This window comes from Dactylosporangium sp. NPDC051485 (genome assembly GCF_040682015.1).
Lineage (GTDB): Bacteria > Actinomycetota > Actinomycetes > Mycobacteriales > Micromonosporaceae > Dactylosporangium.
In genome coordinates this window covers 19,737-38,746 of sequence record NZ_JBFAZW010000105.1, presented here as the reverse complement: position 1 = coordinate 38,746, position 19,010 = coordinate 19,737, and the positions used below count along the sequence as shown (strand labels likewise).

At 72.6% G+C, this 19,010-nt stretch carries 18 protein-coding genes and 2 pseudogenes; 7 read left to right on the top strand and 13 right to left on the bottom strand.

Going from position 1 to position 19,010, the window contains the following annotated elements; translation table 11 throughout:
- Together AB0M46_RS40875 and AB0M46_RS40870 are read left to right on the top strand one after the other, a co-directional pair.
- Positions 1-398: pseudogene (locus tag AB0M46_RS40875) on the top strand (hypothetical protein); the annotation flags it as partial.
- A 2-nt stretch (positions 399-400) separates the two neighbouring features.
- Positions 401-814: a roadblock/LC7 domain-containing protein gene (locus AB0M46_RS40870; protein WP_344616054.1), complete on the top strand. Its 414-nt coding sequence runs from the start codon at positions 401-403 to the stop codon at positions 812-814.
- 244 nt (positions 815-1,058) lie between these two features.
- Here the strand turns inward: AB0M46_RS40870 and AB0M46_RS40865 are convergent, their stop codons facing one another.
- Both AB0M46_RS40865 and guaB read right to left on the bottom strand, forming a co-directional pair.
- The gene (locus AB0M46_RS40865) at positions 1,059-2,177 is read right to left on the bottom strand and encodes a GuaB3 family IMP dehydrogenase-related protein (protein WP_363345264.1); all 1,119 of its coding nucleotides are present in this window, start codon (positions 2,175-2,177) and stop codon (positions 1,059-1,061) included.
- 38 nt (positions 2,178-2,215) lie between these two features.
- Positions 2,216-3,706, bottom strand: coding sequence for an IMP dehydrogenase (gene guaB / locus AB0M46_RS40860; RefSeq protein ID WP_363345263.1), 1,491 nt, complete (start codon positions 3,704-3,706; stop codon positions 2,216-2,218).
- A gap of 131 nt (positions 3,707-3,837) precedes the next feature.
- On the opposite strand from guaB, the gene AB0M46_RS40855 reads away from it, so the two are divergent.
- Positions 3,838-4,230, top strand: a complete 393-nt coding sequence (locus AB0M46_RS40855) for a DUF5319 domain-containing protein (RefSeq protein WP_363345262.1) — start codon at positions 3,838-3,840, stop codon at positions 4,228-4,230.
- Positions 4,231-4,643: 413 nt separating this feature from the next.
- Here AB0M46_RS40855 and AB0M46_RS40850 read toward each other — a convergent pair whose 3' ends face one another.
- Positions 4,644-5,402, bottom strand: a complete 759-nt coding sequence (locus AB0M46_RS40850; protein WP_363345261.1) for a LuxR C-terminal-related transcriptional regulator — start codon at positions 5,400-5,402, stop codon at positions 4,644-4,646.
- Positions 5,403-5,582: 180 nt separating this feature from the next.
- Here AB0M46_RS40850 and AB0M46_RS40845 point away from each other — a divergent pair.
- Positions 5,583-5,921 (top strand): annotated as a pseudogene (locus AB0M46_RS40845) (WhiB family transcriptional regulator); the annotation flags it as partial.
- A gap of 186 nt (positions 5,922-6,107) precedes the next feature.
- Here AB0M46_RS40845 and AB0M46_RS40840 read toward each other — a convergent pair.
- The 3 genes from AB0M46_RS40840 to groES form a co-directional block, all read right to left on the bottom strand.
- A complete protein-coding gene (locus AB0M46_RS40840) occupies positions 6,108-7,607 on the bottom strand; it encodes a molybdopterin-dependent oxidoreductase (RefSeq protein ID WP_363345260.1) in 1,500 nt (499 codons plus the stop codon).
- 208 nt (positions 7,608-7,815) lie between these two features.
- The gene (gene groL / locus AB0M46_RS40835; protein ID WP_363345259.1) at positions 7,816-9,456 is read right to left on the bottom strand and encodes a chaperonin GroEL; all 1,641 of its coding nucleotides are present in this window, start codon (positions 9,454-9,456) and stop codon (positions 7,816-7,818) included.
- Between the two features lie 95 nt (positions 9,457-9,551).
- A complete protein-coding gene (gene groES, locus AB0M46_RS40830; protein WP_344616035.1) occupies positions 9,552-9,866 on the bottom strand; it encodes a co-chaperone GroES in 315 nt (104 codons plus the stop codon).
- Between the two features lie 196 nt (positions 9,867-10,062).
- Here groES and AB0M46_RS40825 point away from each other — a divergent pair, with 196 nt between their 5' ends.
- The gene (locus AB0M46_RS40825) at positions 10,063-11,268 is read left to right on the top strand and encodes a methyltransferase domain-containing protein (protein ID WP_363345258.1); all 1,206 of its coding nucleotides are present in this window, start codon (positions 10,063-10,065) and stop codon (positions 11,266-11,268) included.
- On the opposite strand, the gene AB0M46_RS40820 is transcribed toward AB0M46_RS40825, so the two are convergent.
- The gene (locus AB0M46_RS40820) at positions 11,228-11,974 is read right to left on the bottom strand and encodes a hypothetical protein (protein WP_363345257.1); all 747 of its coding nucleotides are present in this window, start codon (positions 11,972-11,974) and stop codon (positions 11,228-11,230) included. The two genes, AB0M46_RS40825 and AB0M46_RS40820, sit on opposite strands and share 41 nt — an antisense overlap.
- Positions 11,975-11,991: 17 nt before the next feature.
- Between AB0M46_RS40820 and ybaK the strand changes: the two genes are divergently transcribed.
- Together ybaK and AB0M46_RS40810 are read left to right on the top strand one after the other, a co-directional pair.
- Positions 11,992-12,471 (top strand): Cys-tRNA(Pro) deacylase, encoded by a 480-nt coding sequence (gene ybaK / locus AB0M46_RS40815; RefSeq protein WP_363345256.1) that lies wholly within the window; start codon positions 11,992-11,994, stop codon positions 12,469-12,471.
- 13 nt (positions 12,472-12,484) lie between these two features.
- Entirely contained in the window at positions 12,485-12,772 is a 288-nt protein-coding gene (locus tag AB0M46_RS40810) for a DUF1707 domain-containing protein (protein ID WP_363345255.1), read from the top strand.
- Positions 12,773-12,784: 12 nt separating this feature from the next.
- Here AB0M46_RS40810 and AB0M46_RS40805 read toward each other — a convergent pair whose 3' ends face one another.
- The 6 genes from AB0M46_RS40805 to tsaB form a co-directional block, all read right to left on the bottom strand.
- Positions 12,785-14,518 (bottom strand): ABC transporter ATP-binding protein, encoded by a 1,734-nt coding sequence (locus tag AB0M46_RS40805; RefSeq protein WP_363345254.1) that lies wholly within the window; start codon positions 14,516-14,518, stop codon positions 12,785-12,787.
- Positions 14,518-16,191 carry an ABC transporter ATP-binding protein gene (locus tag AB0M46_RS40800; RefSeq protein ID WP_363345253.1) on the bottom strand — a complete coding sequence of 558 codons (1,674 nt, stop codon included), beginning with the start codon at positions 16,189-16,191 and terminating at the stop codon, positions 14,518-14,520. The genes AB0M46_RS40805 and AB0M46_RS40800 overlap by 1 nt, the downstream gene beginning before the upstream one ends.
- 55 nt (positions 16,192-16,246) lie before the next feature.
- A complete protein-coding gene (locus AB0M46_RS40795) occupies positions 16,247-16,504 on the bottom strand; it encodes a hypothetical protein (RefSeq protein ID WP_363345252.1) in 258 nt (85 codons plus the stop codon).
- A gap of 239 nt (positions 16,505-16,743) precedes the next feature.
- Entirely contained in the window at positions 16,744-17,793 is a 1,050-nt protein-coding gene (gene tsaD / locus AB0M46_RS40790; protein ID WP_363345251.1) for a tRNA (adenosine(37)-N6)-threonylcarbamoyltransferase complex transferase subunit TsaD, read from the bottom strand.
- Positions 17,777-18,259: a ribosomal protein S18-alanine N-acetyltransferase gene (gene rimI, locus AB0M46_RS40785; RefSeq protein WP_363345250.1), complete on the bottom strand. Its 483-nt coding sequence runs from the start codon at positions 18,257-18,259 to the stop codon at positions 17,777-17,779. The genes tsaD and rimI overlap by 17 nt, the downstream gene beginning before the upstream one ends.
- On the bottom strand, positions 18,256-18,909 hold the full coding sequence (gene tsaB / locus AB0M46_RS40780; protein WP_363345249.1) for a tRNA (adenosine(37)-N6)-threonylcarbamoyltransferase complex dimerization subunit type 1 TsaB: 654 nt from the start codon (positions 18,907-18,909) through the stop codon (positions 18,256-18,258). Before tsaB ends, rimI begins: the two co-directional genes overlap by 4 nt.
- Positions 18,910-19,010: the final 101 nt, after the last annotated feature.

The following is a 19,010-nucleotide window of genomic DNA, read 5'->3' as shown; positions in this document are numbered from 1 at the left end:
GGCGCGGCCCCACCCGCGCCGAGGACATCCTGGGTGCTGCCGCGCGGGGCAATGCCGCGCCGGCGGCGAAGGGCACCCGCTGGTGGTCCCGCGGCGGGGGCGGCGACGCACCCGCCCCGGCCCCGGCGATCCCGGCGCAGCGCGAGCCGGTCACCGCCGGTACCAGCAGCGCCGGGCTGCCCATCCGCGTCCCGCTGGCCCAGCTGCCGGGCGACCCGACGGGCCAGGTGCCCGCCGAGCCCGAGCCGACCCAGCCGATCACGGTCGGGCACACCGAGCCGGACCCGGCTAGCGTGGGCAGCATGCTCACCCGGTTCTACAGTGGCGTGCACCGAGCCGCGAACGAGGACGAGGTGCCCACGGTGCCGATCAACGAACATCGAGGGAGCACGACGTGACCCTGAGCCAACAAGCACGCGACCTGAGCTGGCTGATCAACGCGTTCACCGAGCGGGTGCCCGGCATCGCCCATGCGGTGGTGGTGTCCTCCGACGGCCTCCTGGTGGCCGTCTCCGACCACCTGCCCCGCGACAGCGCCGACCAGCTGGCCGCCGTCACGTCCGGCCTGGTCTCGGTCACCAGCGGCGCCGCGCGGATCTTCGACGGCGACGAGGTCAAGCAGACCGTGGTCGAGATGGGCCAGGGCTTCTTCCTGGTCATGTCGATCCGGGACGGCTCGATCTTGGCCACGCTGGCCGGCCGGGAGGCGGACATCGGCGTGGTCGGCTACGAGATGGCCCGCCTGGCCAAGCAGGCCGGCGAGATGCTGACCCCGGCGCTCCGGGCCGAGCTGCAGCAGGCACTGCCCCGCTGAGCAGGCGCTGCTCGCTTCGGGGCCGGGACCTGCACCCGGCCCCGCTGGACTTCGCCCGTGCGGTGACATCCCCCCGAAAGCGACAAGTCGGGCACCCCGCACCACGGCTTAATTGGATTTATACCCCGTCAGGTCATATGTCCGAAAAGTCGTGGCACGCAGTGCCCGACTTTTCGGATCAACGGTGGCGGAACACGAAAGCGGCCCGGGTCGGTCGGGACCCGGGCCGCCTCTCGAGGGCGTCCTACTTGTCGAGGATCAGGCCGACCTTCTGGAACTCCTTCAGGTCGCGGTACCCGCACTTGGCCATCGCCCGCCGCAGCCCGCCGAAGAGGTTCAGCGCGCCGTCGGGGTCCTCGGACGGGCCGTAGAGCACCTTCTCCAGGCCGCCCAGCGAGGACTCGGCCGAGCCGAAGGAGCCGCGGGGCAGGTTCGGGTGGCTCGCGGCCGAGTGCCACCAGGCGCCGCCGCCCGGGGCCGACTCGCTACGCGAGAGCGGCTCGCCGACCATCACGGCGTCGGCGCCGCAGCCCAGCGCCTTGGCGATGTCGCCCGAGGTCTGGATGTTGCCGTCGGCGATGATGTGGACGTACCGCCCGCCGGTCTCGTCCAGGTAGTCGCGCCGGGCGTCGGCGGCGTCGGCGATCGCGGTCGCCATGGGCACCCGGATGCCGAGCACGCGGTCGGTGGTCGACCACTCGTCGGCCCCGATGCCGACGATGACGCCGGCCGCGCCGGTGCGCATGAGGTGCAGCGCGGTCTGGTAGTTGGTGCAGCCGCCGACGATGACCGGCAGGTCGAGGTCGGCGATGAACTCCTTGAGGTTGAGCGGCTCGTCGGTGGTCGAGACGTGCTCGGCCGACACCAGCGTGCCCTGGATGACCAGGATGTCCACGCCGGCGTCGAGGATCACCGGGGCCAGCGCGAGCGTGTGCTGCGGCGACACCCGCACGGCGACCGTGACACCGCCGTCGCGGATCTCCTTGACCCGCTCGACGATCAGCTCCGGCTTGATCGACTCGGCGTAGACCTCCTGCAGCCGCCGGGTGGCCGGCGCCTCGTCGTCCAGGCCGGACAGCTCCTCGAGGATCTTGGTCGGATCGGCATACCGCGTCCAGAGGCCCTCGACGTTGAGCACGCCGAGCCCGCCGAGCTTGCCGAGCGCGACGGCGGTGGCGGGGCTCATCGTGGCGTCGGACGGGTGCGCCACGCACGGGATCTTGAACGGATACGCGTCGAGCTGCCAGTTCGTCGACACGTCGTCGACGTCCCGGGTGCGGCGCGTCGGAACGATGGCGATGTCGTCCAGGTGGTAGCCACGCCGGGCGCTCTTACTGAGCCCGATCTCGACCACGTCACGCATGTCGGCTCCTGTTGAATTCGGGGTGTACGTCCACTCCGCTACCGCGAGTGGTAGTTCGGCGCCTCGACGGTCATCTGGATGTCGTGCGGGTGGCTCTCCTTGAGCCCGGCCGCGGTGATCCGGATGAGCCGGGCACGCTCGTGCATCTCGGCGATCGTGGGCGCGCCGACGTAGCCCATGCCGGAGCGCAGGCCCCCGATGAGCTGCTGGGCGACCGCGGACAGGGGCCCGCGGTAGGCGACCTGGCCCTCGATGCCCTCGGGGACGAGCTTGTCGTCGGAGTTCACGTCGTCCTGGAAGTAACGGTCCTTGGAGTAGGAGCGCGCCTGGCCCCGCGACTGCATGGCGCCGAGGGAGCCCATGCCGCGGTACGTCTTGAACTGCTTGCCGTTGATGAAGATCAGGTCGCCGGGGCTCTCCTCGCAGCCGGCGAGCAGGCTGCCCAGCATCACGGTGTCGGCGCCGGCGGCGATGCCCTTGGCGATGTCGCCGGAGTATTGCACGCCACCGTCGGCGATCACCGGCACGCCGAGCGGGCGGCAGGCGCGGGCGGCCTCCATGATCGCGGTGATCTGCGGCACCCCGACGCCGGCGATGACGCGGGTGGTGCAGATCGAGCCCGGGCCCACGCCGATCTTGACCGCGTCGGCGCCGGCCTCGGCGAGCGCCTTGGCGCCCTCGTAGGTGGCCACATTGCCACCGACCACGTCGACCGAGGTCTCCTTCTTCAGCCGCTGGACCATCTCCACGACCTGGCGGTTGTGCCCGTGCGCGGTGTCCACCATGACGATGTCGAGCCCGGCGTCGATGAGCGTGCGGGCCCGCTTGTAGGCGTCCTCGCCGACGCCCACGGCGGCGGCGACCCGCAGCCGGCCGGCCTCGTCCTTGGTCGCGTGCGGGAACTTCTCGCTCTTGGAGAAGTCCTTCACGGTGATGAGGCCGCGCAGCTTGCCGCCCTCGTCGACGATCGGCAGCTTCTCGATCTTGTGCTGCCGCAGCAGCGCGAGGGCCTCGTCCTTGCTCACCCCGACGCGGGCGGTGATCAGCGGGGCCACGGTCATGATGTCGCGGACCCGGGTGTTCGGGTCGGACACGAAGCGCATGTCGCGGTTGGTGACGATGCCGACCAGCTGGCCGTCGGCGTCGGTGACCGGCACGCCGGAGATGCGATACCGCCCGCACAGCCTGTCGACCTCGCCCAGCGTGTCGTCGGGCGAGCAGGTGACCGGGTTGGTGACCATGCCGGCCTCGGAGCGCTTGACCATGTCGACCTGCTGCGCCTGGTCGTCGATCGACAGGTTGCGGTGCAGCGTGCCGATGCCGCCCTGCCGGGCCATGGCGATCGCCATCCGAGCCTCGGTCACCGTGTCCATGGCGCTGGACACCAGTGGCATCCGGAGCGTGATGTTGCGGGTGATACGGCTGGAGGTGTCCACGGCGCTGGGCACCACGTCCGATTCGCCCGGAAGCAGCAGCACGTCGTCGAAGGTCAGGCCCAAAGGCAGCACGTCAGGTCGGGAGAAGTCCATGAAGCGCATCCCAGCTCTCGGTCGTCCGGCGGGTGCGTCTCATCGTACTTCCGCCTCGGCGCCGCACCCGCCCGCCATGGCAGAGCCGTGCCCGGGCCCACACCGGGGCCGAATAGGGCTACCGTTGAGGCGTGCACGAAGAGCCCATCGACCCGTTCGCCGGTGACCCGGCCGATCCATCGGCCGAGCTCAGCGAAAACGGGGCCGACGACCCGTTGACCGCCGCCGAGCGCCAGGACGTTCTCGAGGACCTTGCCGACCTCGAGATCTACCAGGCGCTGCTCACGGCGATCGGCGTGCGCGGGCTCGTCATCGAGTGCGAGGACTGCCACGAGCCGCACTACTTCGACTGGGACCTGCTACGGGGCAACCTGAAGCACCTGCTGACGTCCGGGCGGCCGCGCGTGCACGAGCCCGCCTTCGACCCCGACCCGGACCATTACGTCACATGGGAGTACGCGCGGGGTTACGCTGACGGGGTCCACGACGCACTGGCGAGTGCGACGGACGACAACGAAAGCTGACCCGAAGCTGACCTGAACAGGTGACCGTTTAGGTTTGTCGCGCGGCGGGTACCGCTGCGGCATGCCCTGGACGGCCTGCCTCGATCGGCCTCAGCCCCTCGGCGCCGCGCACCCGATGGAGCGTGCGTGCGCTGACCCGTCCGGCGCGGCCGCGGGGGCGGATGCCGTGGGCCCGGTCCGGACCCCAGGCATCGACTCGACGGCGCGGGGCAACCCGGTCAGCCCCTGCTGTTCGCTCGCACAAGGCGCCGGCCCACAAAGCATCAACCCACGAGGCGTCAGCCCAGATAGCGCCGGCCCACAAAGCATCAACCCACGAGGCGTCAGCCCGCATAGCGCCAGCCCACAAAGCGCCAGCTCACGGGGCATCAGCCCACAAAGCATCAGCTCACGAGGCGTCAGTCCACGAGGCGTCAGCTCACGAGGCCGGCACGGAACGCCGCCGCTACGGCGTGCGCCCGGTCACGCGCACCCAGCTTCCGGAACAGCCGGCGAGCGTGCGTCTTGACCGTGTCCTCGGAAACGAACAGCTCGCGCCCGATCTCGGCGTTGCTCTTGCCGTCCGCCATGCCCCGCAGCACCTGCAGCTCCCGCTCGGTGAGCTCGACCCGCCGGCGGGGTGCCTCGCCCGGCCCGTCGCCGCGCTGCTGCGGCACCCCGGCCCCGGCGATGCGGGCCCCCGGCACGCCGACCGCCGTCCTCGCGGTGCCCGGCAGCCCGCGGGCGGCCTGCAGCGCGTTGCCGGCGGCCTGGGTCGGCGCGCCCACGCGGGACTGCAGCACCGGATCGCCGTTGTTGCGGCCGACCTGGCTCAGCACCAGCAGCACGGCCTTCGCGAGGGTCGTCACCGGGTCGGCCGTGTCGACGCGGATGACCGCGCGGGCACCGGCGGCGATCGCCGCGGCGGCGGCCCGGGGCTCCTCCGTGCCGAAGAAGACCACCGTCGCGGCCGGCGACACGGCCAGCACGCGCCGGGAGAACTCCGCGCTGTCGGGGCGGGACAGCGCCGGGTCCGCCAGCACCAGGTCGACCGGCTGCTCACTGAGTCGCGCCAGGGCCTCGACCATCGTGACGGCGGTCCGCACCGCGTGTGCCACTCCCAGCCTGGCCGCGGCTGCGGCGACCGTCTGTGCCGCGACCTGTGTTCGCACACACACCAAAATCGTACGCACCGTCGTGCTCCTCTCTCTCAAAGAGAGAAACACGAAATCGCTAGATCTAGACGTGGTTTCGCCGCGATTGGCCTACGAGAAATTGATCGACGACATGCCGTTACCTGTGGCGGTCTCGTGCGTTGTACAGAGGCTGTGCGACGCGCGAATTCCAGGCCGCACGCCTGGAAGGAGGAGCGAATGACCAACGTGACTCGCCTGCCCGGTCCCATCGCGGACGTTTGGGACTGGCAGCGGCTCGGACTGTGCCGCGGACGGGACAGCGCCCAGTTCTTCCATCCCGACGGGGAACGCGGCGCCTCGCGCGGCCGCCGGGAGGCCGCCGCCAAGAACGTGTGCCGGGCCTGCCCGGTGCGCGCCGAGTGCGCCGCCCAGGCGCTCGCCACCCGCGAGCCGTACGGCGTGTGGGGCGGCTTCACCGAGGGCGAGCGGCTGCGGCTACTGGCCCTGGGCTGGGAGGACGCCGCCGACCGGCGCCACGGCAAGATCGACGTGGCGCGGCTGGAGGCCAAGCTCGGCCTGCGCCCGACGCCGCCCGTGCCGCAGGCCAATGCCGGACCGCAGCAGCCGCTGCGCGTGGCGCCCGGGGGCCGCCCCGGCCCGACGCACCCGGCGCCGGGCGTGCCGTCGCAGCGCCGGCCGCAGACGTCGGCGGGCACGACCCGGTCACGCACCGCCGCCCGCTGACCTACCTGGACGTCCGCCTCAGGGGACGTCCACCTCAATCGAGTGCCACCCCGTGGCGCCGTCGGGGTCCGGCGGCGCCACGGCGTCTGTCTGGGTCTGCCCGCCGTTGTCGGTGGCGCGCACCGTCAGCCGGTGCCGGCCGGGGGTGGCCCGCCACTTGAGCGTCCACTGCCGCCAGGTGTCGATCGACGGTACCGGGAGCAACGTCGCCGCCTGCCATTCCCCGTCATCGACGCGGACCTCGACCTTGGAAATGCCCCGGTGCTGGGCCCAGGCCACGCCGGCAATCATGACGTCGCCGGCCTTCGGCTTGCCGCCATTGCGCGGCGTGTCGATTCTCGATTCGGTCTTGATCGGCCCCTGCGCCGCCCATCCGCGCTTGATCCAATACGCGTCGAAATCGGCGAACGACGTCAGTTCGAGTTCTACGAGCCATTTTGTCGCGGAGACGTAGCCGTACAGTCCGGGCACCACCATCCGCACCGGAAAACCGTGCTCGATGGGCAGCGGCTCGCCGTTCATGGCGATCGCGAGCATCGCGTCCCGCCCGTCGAGCAGCACCGCCGTGGGCGTGCCGGCGGTGAACCCGTCGCTGGAGCGGCTCACCACCTGGTCGGCCCCCGCCTTCGGGCGCGCCTCGCGAATCAGGTCGGCCACCCGGACGCCCTGCCACCTGGCGTTGCCGATGAGCCCGCCGCCGACCTCGTTCGAGACGCAGGCCAGCGTGATGTACCGCTCGATCATCGGCCGCCGCAGCAGTTCCTGGTAGCTGATGGTGATCTCCTTCTCCACCCGGCCGTGGATGCGCAGCTGCCAGTCCCCGCTGGTCAGCTGCGGCACCACCAGCGCCGTGTCGATCAGGTAGAAGTCCTTGTTCGGGGTGACGAAAGGGGCGAGGCCGACGGCCTCGGACGGCAGCGGCGACGCGGCGGTGTCCGGCGGCACCGGGGGTAGGTCGATCGCGGCCCGGTCGGCCTCGACCCCGCGGCGGGTGGACCACCAGCGGCTCGCGAGGCCCAGGACGGCGGCTCCCACGAGCGTGTACCCGGCCGAGCGCAGGAACGCCCGCCGCTGCTCGGGCGTGGCGTTGTACCCGGCCTCGCGGGTGAACAGCCAGCGCAGGACGGCGACGCCGGCCAGCGCCCCGACGAGCGTGGGGACGAACGCGTACCAGGGCGCGGCGTGCCGGCTGAGCGCGGCGGCGATGCCGATGGCGGCGAAGAGCCCGATGCCGGCGTACCCGATGATCTCCCGCTTGGCCGCGAAGACGCCGATGACCACGGCGAACGCGGCGAGCACGGCGATGGTGCCGACGCTCAAGGCCAGCTTGTCGTAGGTGTAGAAGACCTGGACCGCGAAGTCCTTGACCGCGGCCGGAACGTTGTCGATGACCACGCCGCCGACGCTCACCAGCGGGGACGTGGTGGCGCCGGTGAGGATGGCGACGGCCTCGGCGACGCCCAGGGCCACGACGGCGGCGGTCAGCGCGGCGAGCGCCCCGAACCTGCGAGTGTGCACGCCCCTAGCATGCGGCGCTCATCGGAGCGGCTCCAACAACGGTAATCACTCCCTAAGCTTTGGGCGCCGAGCCGCGCTTGCCGAATGGCGCAAAAACGCCCAACTGCTGATAAGCCGGGCGCCGCCGATCGGACCAAGACGCGTTACCAGAGCATGCAAAAGGGCCCGGGACGGCAGAAGCGCCGCCCCGGGCCCGTTCACAAACAGGTCAGAAGCCCGGGCCGTGCGAGTGCCCGTGCCCGTGGCCGTGCCCGCCCGCAGCAGCCGGCTCCGGCGCGGCCGGCTTCTCGACGATCAGGCTCTCCGTCGTCAGCAGCAGGCCGGCGATCGAGGCGGCGTTGGCGACCGCGCTGTGCGTCACCTTCACCGGGTCGACGATGCCGGACTTCACCAGGTCGACGTAGTCGCCCGTGGCGGCGTCCAGGCCGTGGCCGAAGTCGAGCGCCTGGACCTTGCCGACCACGACGTACCCGTCGAAGCCCGCGTTCTGGGCGATCCACCGCAGCGGCTCGACCAGGGCCTTGCGCACGATCGACACGCCGACCTTCTCGTCGCCGGTGAGGCCGAGGTCGCCGTCCAGGACCGAGAGGACCTGGGTCAGGGCGGCGCCGCCGCCGGGGACGATGCCCTCCTGCACCGCGGCCTTGGTCGCGGAGATCGCGTCCTCGATGCGGTGCTTGCGCTCCTTCATCTCGACCTCGGTCGCCGCGCCGGCCTTGATGACCGCCACGCCGCCCGCGAGCTTCGCGACGCGCTCGTTGAGCTTCTCCTTGTCCCAGTCGGAGTCGGAGGCCTCGATCTCCTTGCGCAGCTGCTCGACGCGCCCCTCGACCTCGGACTTGTCGCCGCCGCCGTCCACGATCGTGGTCAGGTCCTTGGAGACCACCACGCGGCGGGCGGTGCCCAGCTGCTCCAGGCCGACGCCCTCGAGCTTGTAGCCAAGCTCCGGGGCGACCAGCTCGGCGCCGGTCAGGATCGAGATGTCCTGCAGCATCGCCTTGCGGCGGTCGCCGAAGCCGGGCGCCTTGACCGCGACGATCTTGAAGGTCTTGCGGATCGCGTTCACGACGAGGGTGGACAGGGCCTGGCCCTCGACGTCCTCGGCGATGATCAGCAGCGGCTTGTTGTTCTGGACGATCTTCTCCAGGAGGGGCAGCAGCTCCTCGATGGCGGAGATCTTCTGGGTGGTGACCAGGACGTAGGTGTCCTCGAGGACAGCCTCCTGGGCCTCCACGTCGGTCACGAAGTGCGGCGACACGAAGCCCTTGTCGAACTGCATGCCCTCGGTGACCTCGAGCTCGGTCGTGAGGGTCGAGCCCTCCTCGACCGTGATGACGCCGTCGCGGCCGACCCGCTCCATCGCCGAGGCGATGAGGTCGCCGATGGTGGCGTCCTGCGCGGAGATGGTGGCGACCTGCGCGATCTCGGTGTGGCTCGCGACCGGGGTGGCCTTGTCCTTGAGGGCCTGCACGACCGCGGCCGAGGCCGCGTCGATGCCGCGCTTGAGCCCGGCCGGGTTGGCGCCGGCGGTCACGTTGCGCAGGCCCTCGCGGACGAGCGCCTGGGCCAGGACCGTGGCCGTGGTGGTGCCGTCGCCCGCCACGTCGTTGGTCTTGGTGGCGACCTCCTTGACCAGCTGCGCGCCAAGGTTCTCGTACGGGTTGGCGAGCTCGATCTCCTTGGCGATCGTCACGCCGTCGTTGGTGATGGTGGGGGCACCGAACTTCTTGTCCAGGACGACGTTGCGCCCCCGGGGGCCGAGCGTGACCTTGACCGTGTCGGCCAGGCGGTTGACGCCGTGCTCCAGAAGGTGGCGCGCCTCGTCGGAGAAGCTCAGGATCTTCGCCATGCTTGTTGGATTCCCTTCAAAGCGACACCGCCCCGGCCGCCGAGCGACTGACGCACGGGTCCGGGGCGGTGGCCACTGCTTCTAGTGAAGAAAGGTCACTTCTCGATGACAGCGAGCACGTCGCGGGCCGAGAGCACCAGGTACTCCGCGCCGGCGTACTTGACCTCGGTGCCGCCGTACTTCGAGTAGATGACGGTGTCGCCGACCTTGACGTCGATCGGCACCCGGTTGCCCTTGTCGTCGATGCGACCCGGGCCCACCGCGATGACGGTGCCCTCCTGGGGCTTCTCCTTCGCGGTGTCCGGAATGACGATGCCCGAGGCGGTGGTCGTCTCAGCCTCGTTGGCCTGGACCAGGATGCGGTCCTCGAGCGGCTTGATCGCAACCTGCGTCGCGGTAGTCACGGGCATACCCTCCTGGGGTATCGAGCTTGCTCATCTAGTAGCCCGGTAGAGCCGTCGTCGCGGGTGCCGGCCCCGGCCGGGTTGACTGGCACCCTCGACACGAGAGTGCTAATCGGAGGTTATGTCGGCGGCTAGCACTCCGTCAACTAGAGTGCCAAACACGCCACGAAATCACCCGGCGATCATTGCGCATAATCGGCTGGTGGAGCTCGACGACCTGATGGCGCTGGACACCGAGGCCGGGCGGGCGGCGCTGGCCGCGGCCGCCGCGCAGCCCGAGGACGATCCGCTGGCCGCGGCCTCTGCGCTGCGGGCCCGCGGGTTCGCGCCGGCCCTGGCCGCGGCCGCGCTGACCCAGGCCGGGCTCCGGCGCAAGGCGGCCGCCAAGTTCGGCCCCGACGCCGCCGTGATGCTCTTCACGCGGGCCGGGCTGGAGCAAGCCACCCGGGCCGTCGTCGCCCGCCGCCGGGCCGCCCGGCTGGCCGCCGCCGGCGCGCGCCGCGTCGCCGACCTCGGCTGCGGGGTAGGCGCCGACACCATCGCCTTCGCCCGGGCGGGACTGCAGGTCTTGGCCGTTGACGCCGCCGCCGCCACGGCCGCCGTCGCGGAGGCCAACGTCCGCGCGCTGCGGCTGGCCGATGCGGTACGCGTACAGGCCCGCGACGCCACGGAGCTGGACCTCGCCGAGTTCGACGCCGTCTTCTGCGACCCGGCCCGCCGCACGACGGGCGGCCGCCGGGTGTTCGACCCCCGCGCCTACTCCCCGCCGTGGGACTTCGTCGCCGCCCTGCCGAGCCGGGTGCGCTACGCCGTGCTGAAGCTCGCCCCGGGCATCGACCACGCGCTGCTGCCCGAGGGCGCGGAGGGCGAGTGGGTGTCGGTCGACGGCGACGTGGTCGAGGCGGCCGCGTGGTGCGGGCCGCTGGCGAAGGCCCCGCGCCGGGCGACGGTCCTGCGCGGCGGGGAGGCGGTCGAGCTCACCGGCTCCGGCGAGGAGCGCGCCCCGGTCGGCCCGATCGGCGGCTACCTGCACGACCCCGACGGCGCCGTCGTGCGGGCCCACCTGGTGGCCGAGCTCGCCGAGTCGCTGGGCGGCACGCTGCTGGACCCCGAGATCGCGTACGTCACGACGGCGGGCGCGGCGCCGAGCCCCTTGGCCCGGCAGTACGAAATCCTCGAACGCCTGCCGATCGCCCTCAAGAAGCTGCGGGCCGCGCTGCGCGCCCTCGACGTCGGCGCGCTGCAGATCCTCAAGCGCGGCTCCGCCCACGACGTCGAGGACCTGCGCCGCCAGCTGCGCCTGGAGGGCTCGCGGTCGGCCGCGCTGGCGCTGACCAGGATCAACGGCGAGCACGCCGCACTGCTGCTCAGACCAGCGGGTGGCCCAGGCGCCGCTGCAGATCGCTGAGGACGTCCTCGGCCAGCAGGTCCGGGGGGCGCAGGCCGAGCTGGCCCATGAGCCGGCGGCCGGTGTCGCGGCACATCTCGTACGTCAACCGGTCATTGAGCCACCGCAGCCACTCGACGATGTCGTTGACGTAGAAGGCCACGCTCTGCTCGGAGTTGCGCTGCCGCCGCTCCTCGGCCACCACCAGCAGCGCCGCCGCCAGGCGCTTGCGCGGGAAGTCGTGGCCGGACAGGGCGTCGGCGACGGCATCGGCCCGGTGCCGGGGCGCGGTCGGCGACACCGTCAGCTTCGGAAACGGCGGCTCGCCGGCCGTCCAGACCTGCGCGCTGCGCGGCACGAACTCGGGCTCGAGCACCACGTCGACCCGGGAGGCGTGGCCGGGGTCGTCGACGGCGACGAGCACCCGCGGGCCGTAGCCGCTGACCTTGATGACGTACCGCGACGCCCCGCCGCCCTCCTCGACGCAGAACTTGGCGTCGGGCAGCTTGAGCACCCCGTCGAAGACCAGCCGGCCGACCCGCGGGCCGGCGCCCTGCCAGAGCCGCACCCGCACCGGCCCGACCTGCGGCCGCGCGGCAATGCGCACGTGGTGCTCGGTCGCGGTGACCGCGCCGTCGCCGTCGAACACGGAAAGGTCGACGGCGTTCGTGGCGCCCAGGAACAGGTGGCCGGGGCCGAGGTACAACTGGACCGCGCCGATCTGCATGTCGCTATTGTGGGCCAGTGGCGAGCAAGGGCACCCCGGCGACCGCACTGCTGACGCGCGCGAAGATCGTCTTCACCCCGCATACCTACGAGGTCGACCCCCGCGCCGCCTCCTACGGCGAGGCCGCCGCCGCGGCGCTGGGCGTCGACCCGTCGCGGCTGTTCAAGACCCTCGTGACCACCGTGGACGGGCAGCTCACCGTGGGTGTGGTGCCGGTCTCGGCGTCGTTGGACCTCAAGGCGCTGGCCGCCGCGGTGAGCGGCAAGCGGGCCGCGATGGCCGAGCCGGCCGCGGCCGAGCGGGCCACCGGCTACGTCACCGGCGGAATCTCCCCGGTCGGGCAGCGTTCCCGGCTGCCGATCGTGATCGACGAGTCCGCCTCGCAGCTGGCGACCATGTACGTCTCCGGCGGGCGCCGCGGCCTGCAGATCGAGCTCGCCCCGGCCGACCTCGTGCAGGTCACCGGGGCAACGCTGGCGCCGATCGCCGCGCACTGAAACCATGGGCGGCGTGCGGGCATCGGACGAGGACCGGCGGCGCGTGATCACGGTCCTGCAGCGGCACACCGAGGCGGGCCGGCTCACCCTCGACGAGTTCTCCGAGCGTGCGGGCACCGTCTACTCGGCCAGGACCATGGACGAGCTGCGCGGGGCGATCGCCGACCTGCCCGCGCTCGCCCCGTCCGCCCCGGCTCCCCTGCCGCCCGAGTCGCACGACGGCCGCCAGCTGCTGCTCACCTTCGCCCTCGCGATCGGCGCGCTGATCGTCATCGGGGTCGTATACACCCTGATCAAGTAGGCTACACCCTGATCAAGTAGCCCACGACCGCCACAGCGCGGCGTAGGCGCCGTCGGCCGCGACTAGCTCGTCGTGGCTGCCCAGCTCCGTGATCCGCCCGTCCTCCACGACCGCGACCCGGTCGGCGTCGTGGGCGGAGAAGAGCCGGTGCGCGATCGCCACCACGGTCCGGCCCGCCAGCGCCCCGGCCAGCGAGCGCTCCAGGTGCCGGGCCGCCCGCGGATCGATGAGCGAGGTCGCCTCGTCGAGGACCAGCGTGTGCGGGTCGGCGAGGACCAGCCGGGCCAGCGCCAGTTGCTGGGCCTGCGCCGGGGACAGGGACAGGTCGGTGGCGTCCAGGCCGAGGGCCATCGCCCAGTCGAGGGCGTCGACGGTGGCCAGGGCCGCGAACAGCTCCTCGTCGGTCGCGTCCATCCTGGCCAGCGTCAGGTTGTCGCGCAGGCTGCCAATGAACACGTGGTGCTCCTGGGTGACCAGCGCCACGTGCCCGCGCAGCTCGTCGAGGGGGAGATCCGTCAGCGGTACCGCACCCAGCTCCACCGACCCCGACCGTGGCGCGTGGATCCCGGCGAGCAGCCGGCCCAGCGTCGACTTGCCGGCGCCCGAAGGGCCGACCATGGCCAGCCGCTCGCCCGGCCGGATCTCGAGGTCGATGCCGTGCAGCACGTCGCGGCCGTCCACATAGGAGTACCGCACGCCGGAGGCAACGAGCCGCTCGTCGACCGGCGTTCGCGCCGGCCCGCCCACCAGCGCCGGCCCGCCCACCGGCGGCGGCTCGACCGCCGCGCGCACCCCGGCCACGCGGGCGAGGGAGGCCAGGCCGAGCTGCAGGCGGTCGAAGTACGACAGCACGCGGTCCAGCGGGTCGACGACCGCGACGAAGTACAGCACCGTGGTCGTCACCTGCCCGACGCTCGCCCAGCCCTCGGCGACGAACCAGCCGCCGGCCACCAGCGTCACCACCGGCGGCACCGCGTAGGCGAACTCGGTGAGGGGGTACCACACCGTGCGCAGCCCCAGCGTGTAGCGCTCGGCGGCGTACAGCTCCTCCAGGTGCCGCTGGGTCCGCTCCACCCGCGCCCGCTGCCGGCTCAGGGTCTCGACGGTCCGGGCCCCCTCGACCGTCTCGGTCAGCCCGTCCACCACCCGCGCGAACGCGGCCCCGGTGCGCAGATAGCCGTCGGGGGCGCGGCGGAAGTACCAGCGGGAGACGTAGTACAGCCCGGGCACCACGATCAGCGCCGGCACCAGCAGCAGCGGCGCGACCAGCGCGATCGCCCCGAGCGTGAGCAGCATCTGCAGCAGCCCGACCACGATCGTCGGCAGCGTGTTGTCCACCGACTCCGACGTCTGCTGCACGTCCCGCGTCGCCCGGCTGAGCAGGTCGCCGGTGCCGGCCCGCTCCACCGTGGACAGCGGCACGGACAGCACCCCGTCGACGAACTCCTCCCGCAGCCGGGCCAGCACCTGCTCGGCCAGCCGCGCCGAGGCCAGCCGCGCGTAGCGCACCAGCACCGACTGCGCGATCACGAACCCGGCGATGGCCATGGCGATCCGGTCCACGGTCCACGTCGTGGTCCCGGCCGCGACCCGCCCCACCAGCATCCCCAGCAGCGGAGGCGCCGCCAGCCCGGCCGCCGCCGCGGAAAGGTGCAGCACCAGCACCACACTCAGCCGCCCCGGATACGCGGCGAACAGTCCGCCCAGGTAGGCCCGCACCTGCGCCGGCGACGCGATCGGCAGCATCAGTCCTCCCCACGGTTCACGATCGAGGCGTACTCCGGGCAGCCGTCCAGCAGCACCCGATGCGGCCCGGTCGCCGCGACCCGCCCGTCGGCGCCCACGAACGCCACGGTGTCGGCCCGGTCGAGCAGCAGCGGGCTGGTCGTGCAGACCACGGTCGTGCGCCCGGCCCGCGCCTGCGGCAGCCGATCGGCGATGCGCGCCTCGGTGTGAGCGTCGACCGCGCTGGTCGGCTCGACGAGCACCAGCACCGGCGGGTCGAGCGCGAGCGCCCGGGCCAGCCGCAGGCGTTGCTGCTGGCCGCCGGAGAAGTCCCGCCCCCGCTCGGCGATCTCGGTGTCGAGCCCGTCGGGCAGCCCGTCGACGATGTCCCCAGCCGCCGCGGCGTCCAGCGTCGCGCCGCCGCCGAGCTCCTCCCCCAGCGCCCCGCGGAACAGCCGCCCGTCGTTGTCGGCCAGCACGATGTGCCGCCGCACGTCCTCGAGCCGCATTTCCCGCAGCGGTACCCCGCACAGGCGCGCCGCCGACCCCGGCGCCAGGAGCGCGAGGCGATCCGCGATGGCCGCCGCGTCCCCGGGCCGCGCGACCGCGACCGCCGTGAGCACGCCCGCCTTGACGAACAGTCCCGAGTCGGGGTCCTCGAGGTCGCCGGGCTCCAGCGCCGCCGCGGCCGGGTCGTGCACGAAATCGGGCTCGAGCCGCAGCACGTCGACCACCCGGCGCGCGCTCACGAGCCCGCGGATCACCCTGTCGGCGAACTCGGTCAGCGTCCGCAGCGGCGCGATCAGGAACGCGGCGTAGGCGTAGAACGCCACCAGCTCCCCCGGGCTGATCCGCCCGGCCACCGCGAACCGCGCCCCGAGCCAGGTGACCAGCGCGACGAAGCACCCCGGCAACAGGATCTGGGCGGCCTCCAGCATGGACTCGACCCGCGCCACCCGCACCCCGGCGAAGCGCACCCGCTGCGACTCGGTTCGATATCGGACGGAGAACGCGGCCTCGCCCCCGACCCCGCGCAGCACCCGCAACCCCGCCACGATGTCCGCCACCCGCCCGGTGAGCTCCCCGGCGAGCTGCCGCTGGTGGCGCCGCCGGTGGTGCAGCGGGCGCAGCAGCACCCCCACCACCGCCACCAGCACCGGCACACCGATCACCACGACCAGCCCGAGCGGCACCGAAACCCGAAGCAGCAGCACGGACACGACGACGATCGCCACCACCGACCCGAACCCGCGTGCCGTGATGTCCATCGCGAGCCCGACCTGGTCGAAGTCCGACGTCCCGATGCTCACGACCTCGCCGGTGGCCACCCGCCGCTGCAGCCCCGCCCCGAGCCGCGCCGCCTGCCGCACGGTGACCTGCATGGTCCGGAACCCGGCGCTGAGAAAGTTCGACACGGCAAACCTGTGCCGCATGATCCCGCTGAACGCGGTCGCCGCCCCGAGGCCGAGCACCGTGGCCGCCGCCCACCCCAGCCGGGTCTTGTCCCCGCGGGTGAGCGCATCCACCCCGGCCCCGATCGCCGCCGGTACCAGCGCCTGACTGACCATCCACAGCACGCCGAAGCAGACGCCCCCGGCGATCAGCGAGAACTGTTTTCGCGCAATCCAGATCAGATACCGGGCCGCGGACCGGCTGTCGGGCTCCCCGGGCTCGGCGAGAGGCAGTCTGCGCACAGTTGGCGACCGTAACCCCGGACCGTCCGGGCCCGCCTTACATTTATGCCGCGCCTCAGCGGTCGACCTGCGTAAAGTCCCAAAACTGCGGCTTTCGCGCCACAAGGTGCGACGGCGGCTCGGCGAACCCCTCGGGCGTGCTGCCCCGCCACTTGGACACGACCACGAGCCGATGGTCCGTCGACGCGTACACCTCGCTGCTCAGGTGCAGGGGGTGCACCTCGACCTTGGGCAGCATCGCCTCGCAAACCCAGGACAGCAGCTCCCCGAACGCCTCCGGGTGCGCCCTGACCTCCCACATGCGCACGATCACGGCGCTGGACTCTACTCCCACCACACCCCTCCAACATCACCGTGCCGTACAGCGTATCGATGCCGGACGGTCCAGGCCCGTCGAGCGGGACAGTACGGTGTCCGTTGTGATCGAGAGCGACGGACAGCGTCCGGAGGTCGTGACGGCCGTCGAACAGGTCCGGTCCTGGCTGCGGGACTGCCGCCGGGAGGACACGGACCTGGTCTGCTTCTACCACTGACGGCCCGGTGATCGGCCCCTCAGGCCGTGACCGACGTGATCGGCATCGCGGAGTCGGAAGGCAGCCCCAGCCGGCCCGGCTCCGCCCCGGCCGCCACCAGGTGCGAGCCGAGCGCCGCCACCATCGCGCCGTTGTCGGTGCAGAGCTTCGGCCGCGGCACCCGCAGCGTGATCCCGTACTTGTCGCATCGCTCCTGCGCCATCGACCGGATCCGCGAGTTCGCCGCCACCCCGCCCCCGATCACGAGCGTCTCGATCCCGTGCTCCCGGCAGGCGTCGACCGCCTTCACCGTCAGCACGTCACACACCGCCTCCTGGAAGCTCGCCGCGACCTGGGCGACCGGCACCGGCTCCCCGGCCCGCTCACGGGCCTCGACCCACCGCGCCACCGCCGTCTTCAAGCCCGAGAACGAGAAGTCGAACCGGTGCTCGGCCAGGTCCCGCGGCGCCGTGAGCCCGCGCGGGAACGCGATCGACGCCTCCCCCTCGCGCGCGGCCCGGTCGATCGGCGGCCCGCCCGGGAACGGCAGCCCCAGCAGCCGCGCCACCTTGTCGAACGCCTCGCCCGCGGCGTCGTCGATCGTCGCCCCGAGCGGCACCACCCCGCCGGCCAGGTCGTCGACCCGCAGCAGCGAGGAGTGTCCGCCCGACACCAGCAGTGCGATCGCCGGCTCGGGCAGCGCCCCGTGCTCCAGCGTGTCGACCGCCACGTGCGCCGCGAGGTGGTTGACGCCATAGATCGGCTTGCCCGCCGCCAGCGCATACGCCTTGGCCGCCGCCACCCCGACCAGCAGCGCCCCCGCTAGCCCGGGCCCGGCCGTCACCGCGATCGCGTCGACGTCGGCCAGCGTCACGCCCGCCTTGTCCAGCGCCCGCTGCATCGTCGGGACCATCGCCTCGAAGTGGGCGCGGCTGGCCACCTCCGGCACCACGCCCCCGAACCGGGCGTGCTCGTCCACGCTGGACGCGATCTCGTCCGCGAGCAGCGTGTGCCCCCGGACGATCCCGACGCCCGTCTCGTCACACGAGGTCTCGATCCCGAGAACCAGCGGCTCAGTCTTCGTGCTCACGCATCATCACCAGGGCATCCGTGTTGCTGGGCTGGTAGTAGCCGCGGCGGATGCCGACGGCCTCGAACCCGTACCGCGCATACAGCTTCTGCGCCGCCGCGTTGTCCACGGCGACCTCGAGCAGCACCTGCCGCGCCCCGCGCCGCCGCGCCTCGCCGAGCAGGGCCTCCAGCAGCCGCCGCCCGACCCCGCGCCGCTGCGCGTCCTTGCGCACGCCGATGTTCTGGACCCACGCCTCGTCCGGCGGCGAGAAGGCCAGCCCGGCATACCCCACGACCCGCTCGCCGTCGCCGGACCGATCCAGCGCGACCAGGTAGTGGTGCCCGTTGGCCAGCTCGTTCCAGAACATGCCGGCCGACCAGCGCTCCTCGCCGAACAGCTCGTCCTCGATCGGCAGCAGCTCCTCGATGTGGAACCACCGCAGCTCGGCGAGCTCGACCGCGCCCACGACGTCGACCGCGGTCATTGCAGGGCCGGCTTGCGCTCACCGGGAAGCACCGCGTCGGGCCGGCGCAGGTACAGCGGCGTCAGCGTCTCCGACGGCGCCTTCGCCCGCACCCGGTCGGCCGCCAGCTCGGCCAGGGCCAGGGCCGACGGGTAGCGCGGCTCCTCGAGCGGCAGGGCGAACACGTCGGAATACTTCTCGGCGCCGTCCCCCGCGGCCCGCTCGATCCCGTCGAGCGCCACCGCCGCGGGCTTGGCCACGTCCGGGCCGGCCTGGCGGGCACCGTCGCGGTAGACGGCCCAGTAGACCTCCTTGCGGCGGGCGTCGGTCGCCACCAGGGCGTGGCCCGGCAGGCGGAGCCCGATCGCGTCGAGGGTGCACACGCCGAACACCGGGATGGCGAGCGCGTGGCCCATGGCCGCCGCGGTGACCAGGCCGGCGCGCAGGCCGGTGAAGGGGCCCGGCCCGACCCCGGCGACCACCGCGGTCAGGTCGCCGGCCGACGCGCCGCACTCGGCCAGGATCGCGGCGATCTGGGGGGCGAGCAGCTCCCCGGCGCCGCGGGCGTCGACCGTCACCCGCTCCGCGAGCAGGGTCACCTCGTCGTCGCCGACCTGCGCGAGCGCCGCGGTCACCGCCGCCGTCGCCGTGTCCATCACCATCACCAGCACGGGGCCAACTCTAGAGGAGGGGTCTGACACTTCCCCGCCGCGACCCTCGGGGTTGCAACGTCGCAACCACGATCAGTTAACGCGGGCGCAACGAGCGGGCC

Bases quoted from the DNA above. Each gene is read 5' to 3' on its own strand.
- groES (WP_344616035.1), bottom strand. From the start codon at position 9,866: ATGCCCGTGACTACCGCGACGCAGGTTGCGATCAAGCCGCTCGAGGAC.
- groL (WP_363345259.1), bottom strand. From the start codon at position 9,456: ATGGCGAAGATCCTGAGCTTCTCCGACGAGGCGCGCCACCTTCTGGAG.
- AB0M46_RS40865 (WP_363345264.1), bottom strand. From the start codon at position 2,177: ATGCGTGACGTGGTCGAGATCGGGCTCAGTAAGAGCGCCCGGCGTGGC.
- AB0M46_RS40805 (WP_363345254.1), bottom strand. From the start codon at position 14,518: ATGCTGCCGATCGCGTCGCCGGCGCAGGTGCGGGCCTACCTGGGCGGA.
- guaB (WP_363345263.1), bottom strand. From the start codon at position 3,706: ATGGACTTCTCCCGACCTGACGTGCTGCCTTTGGGCCTGACCTTCGAC.
- rimI (WP_363345250.1), bottom strand. From the start codon at position 18,259: ATGACCGCGGTCGACGTCGTGGGCGCGGTCGAGCTCGCCGAGCTGCGG.
- AB0M46_RS40820 (WP_363345257.1), bottom strand. From the start codon at position 11,974: ATGCAGATCGGCGCGGTCCAGTTGTACCTCGGCCCCGGCCACCTGTTC.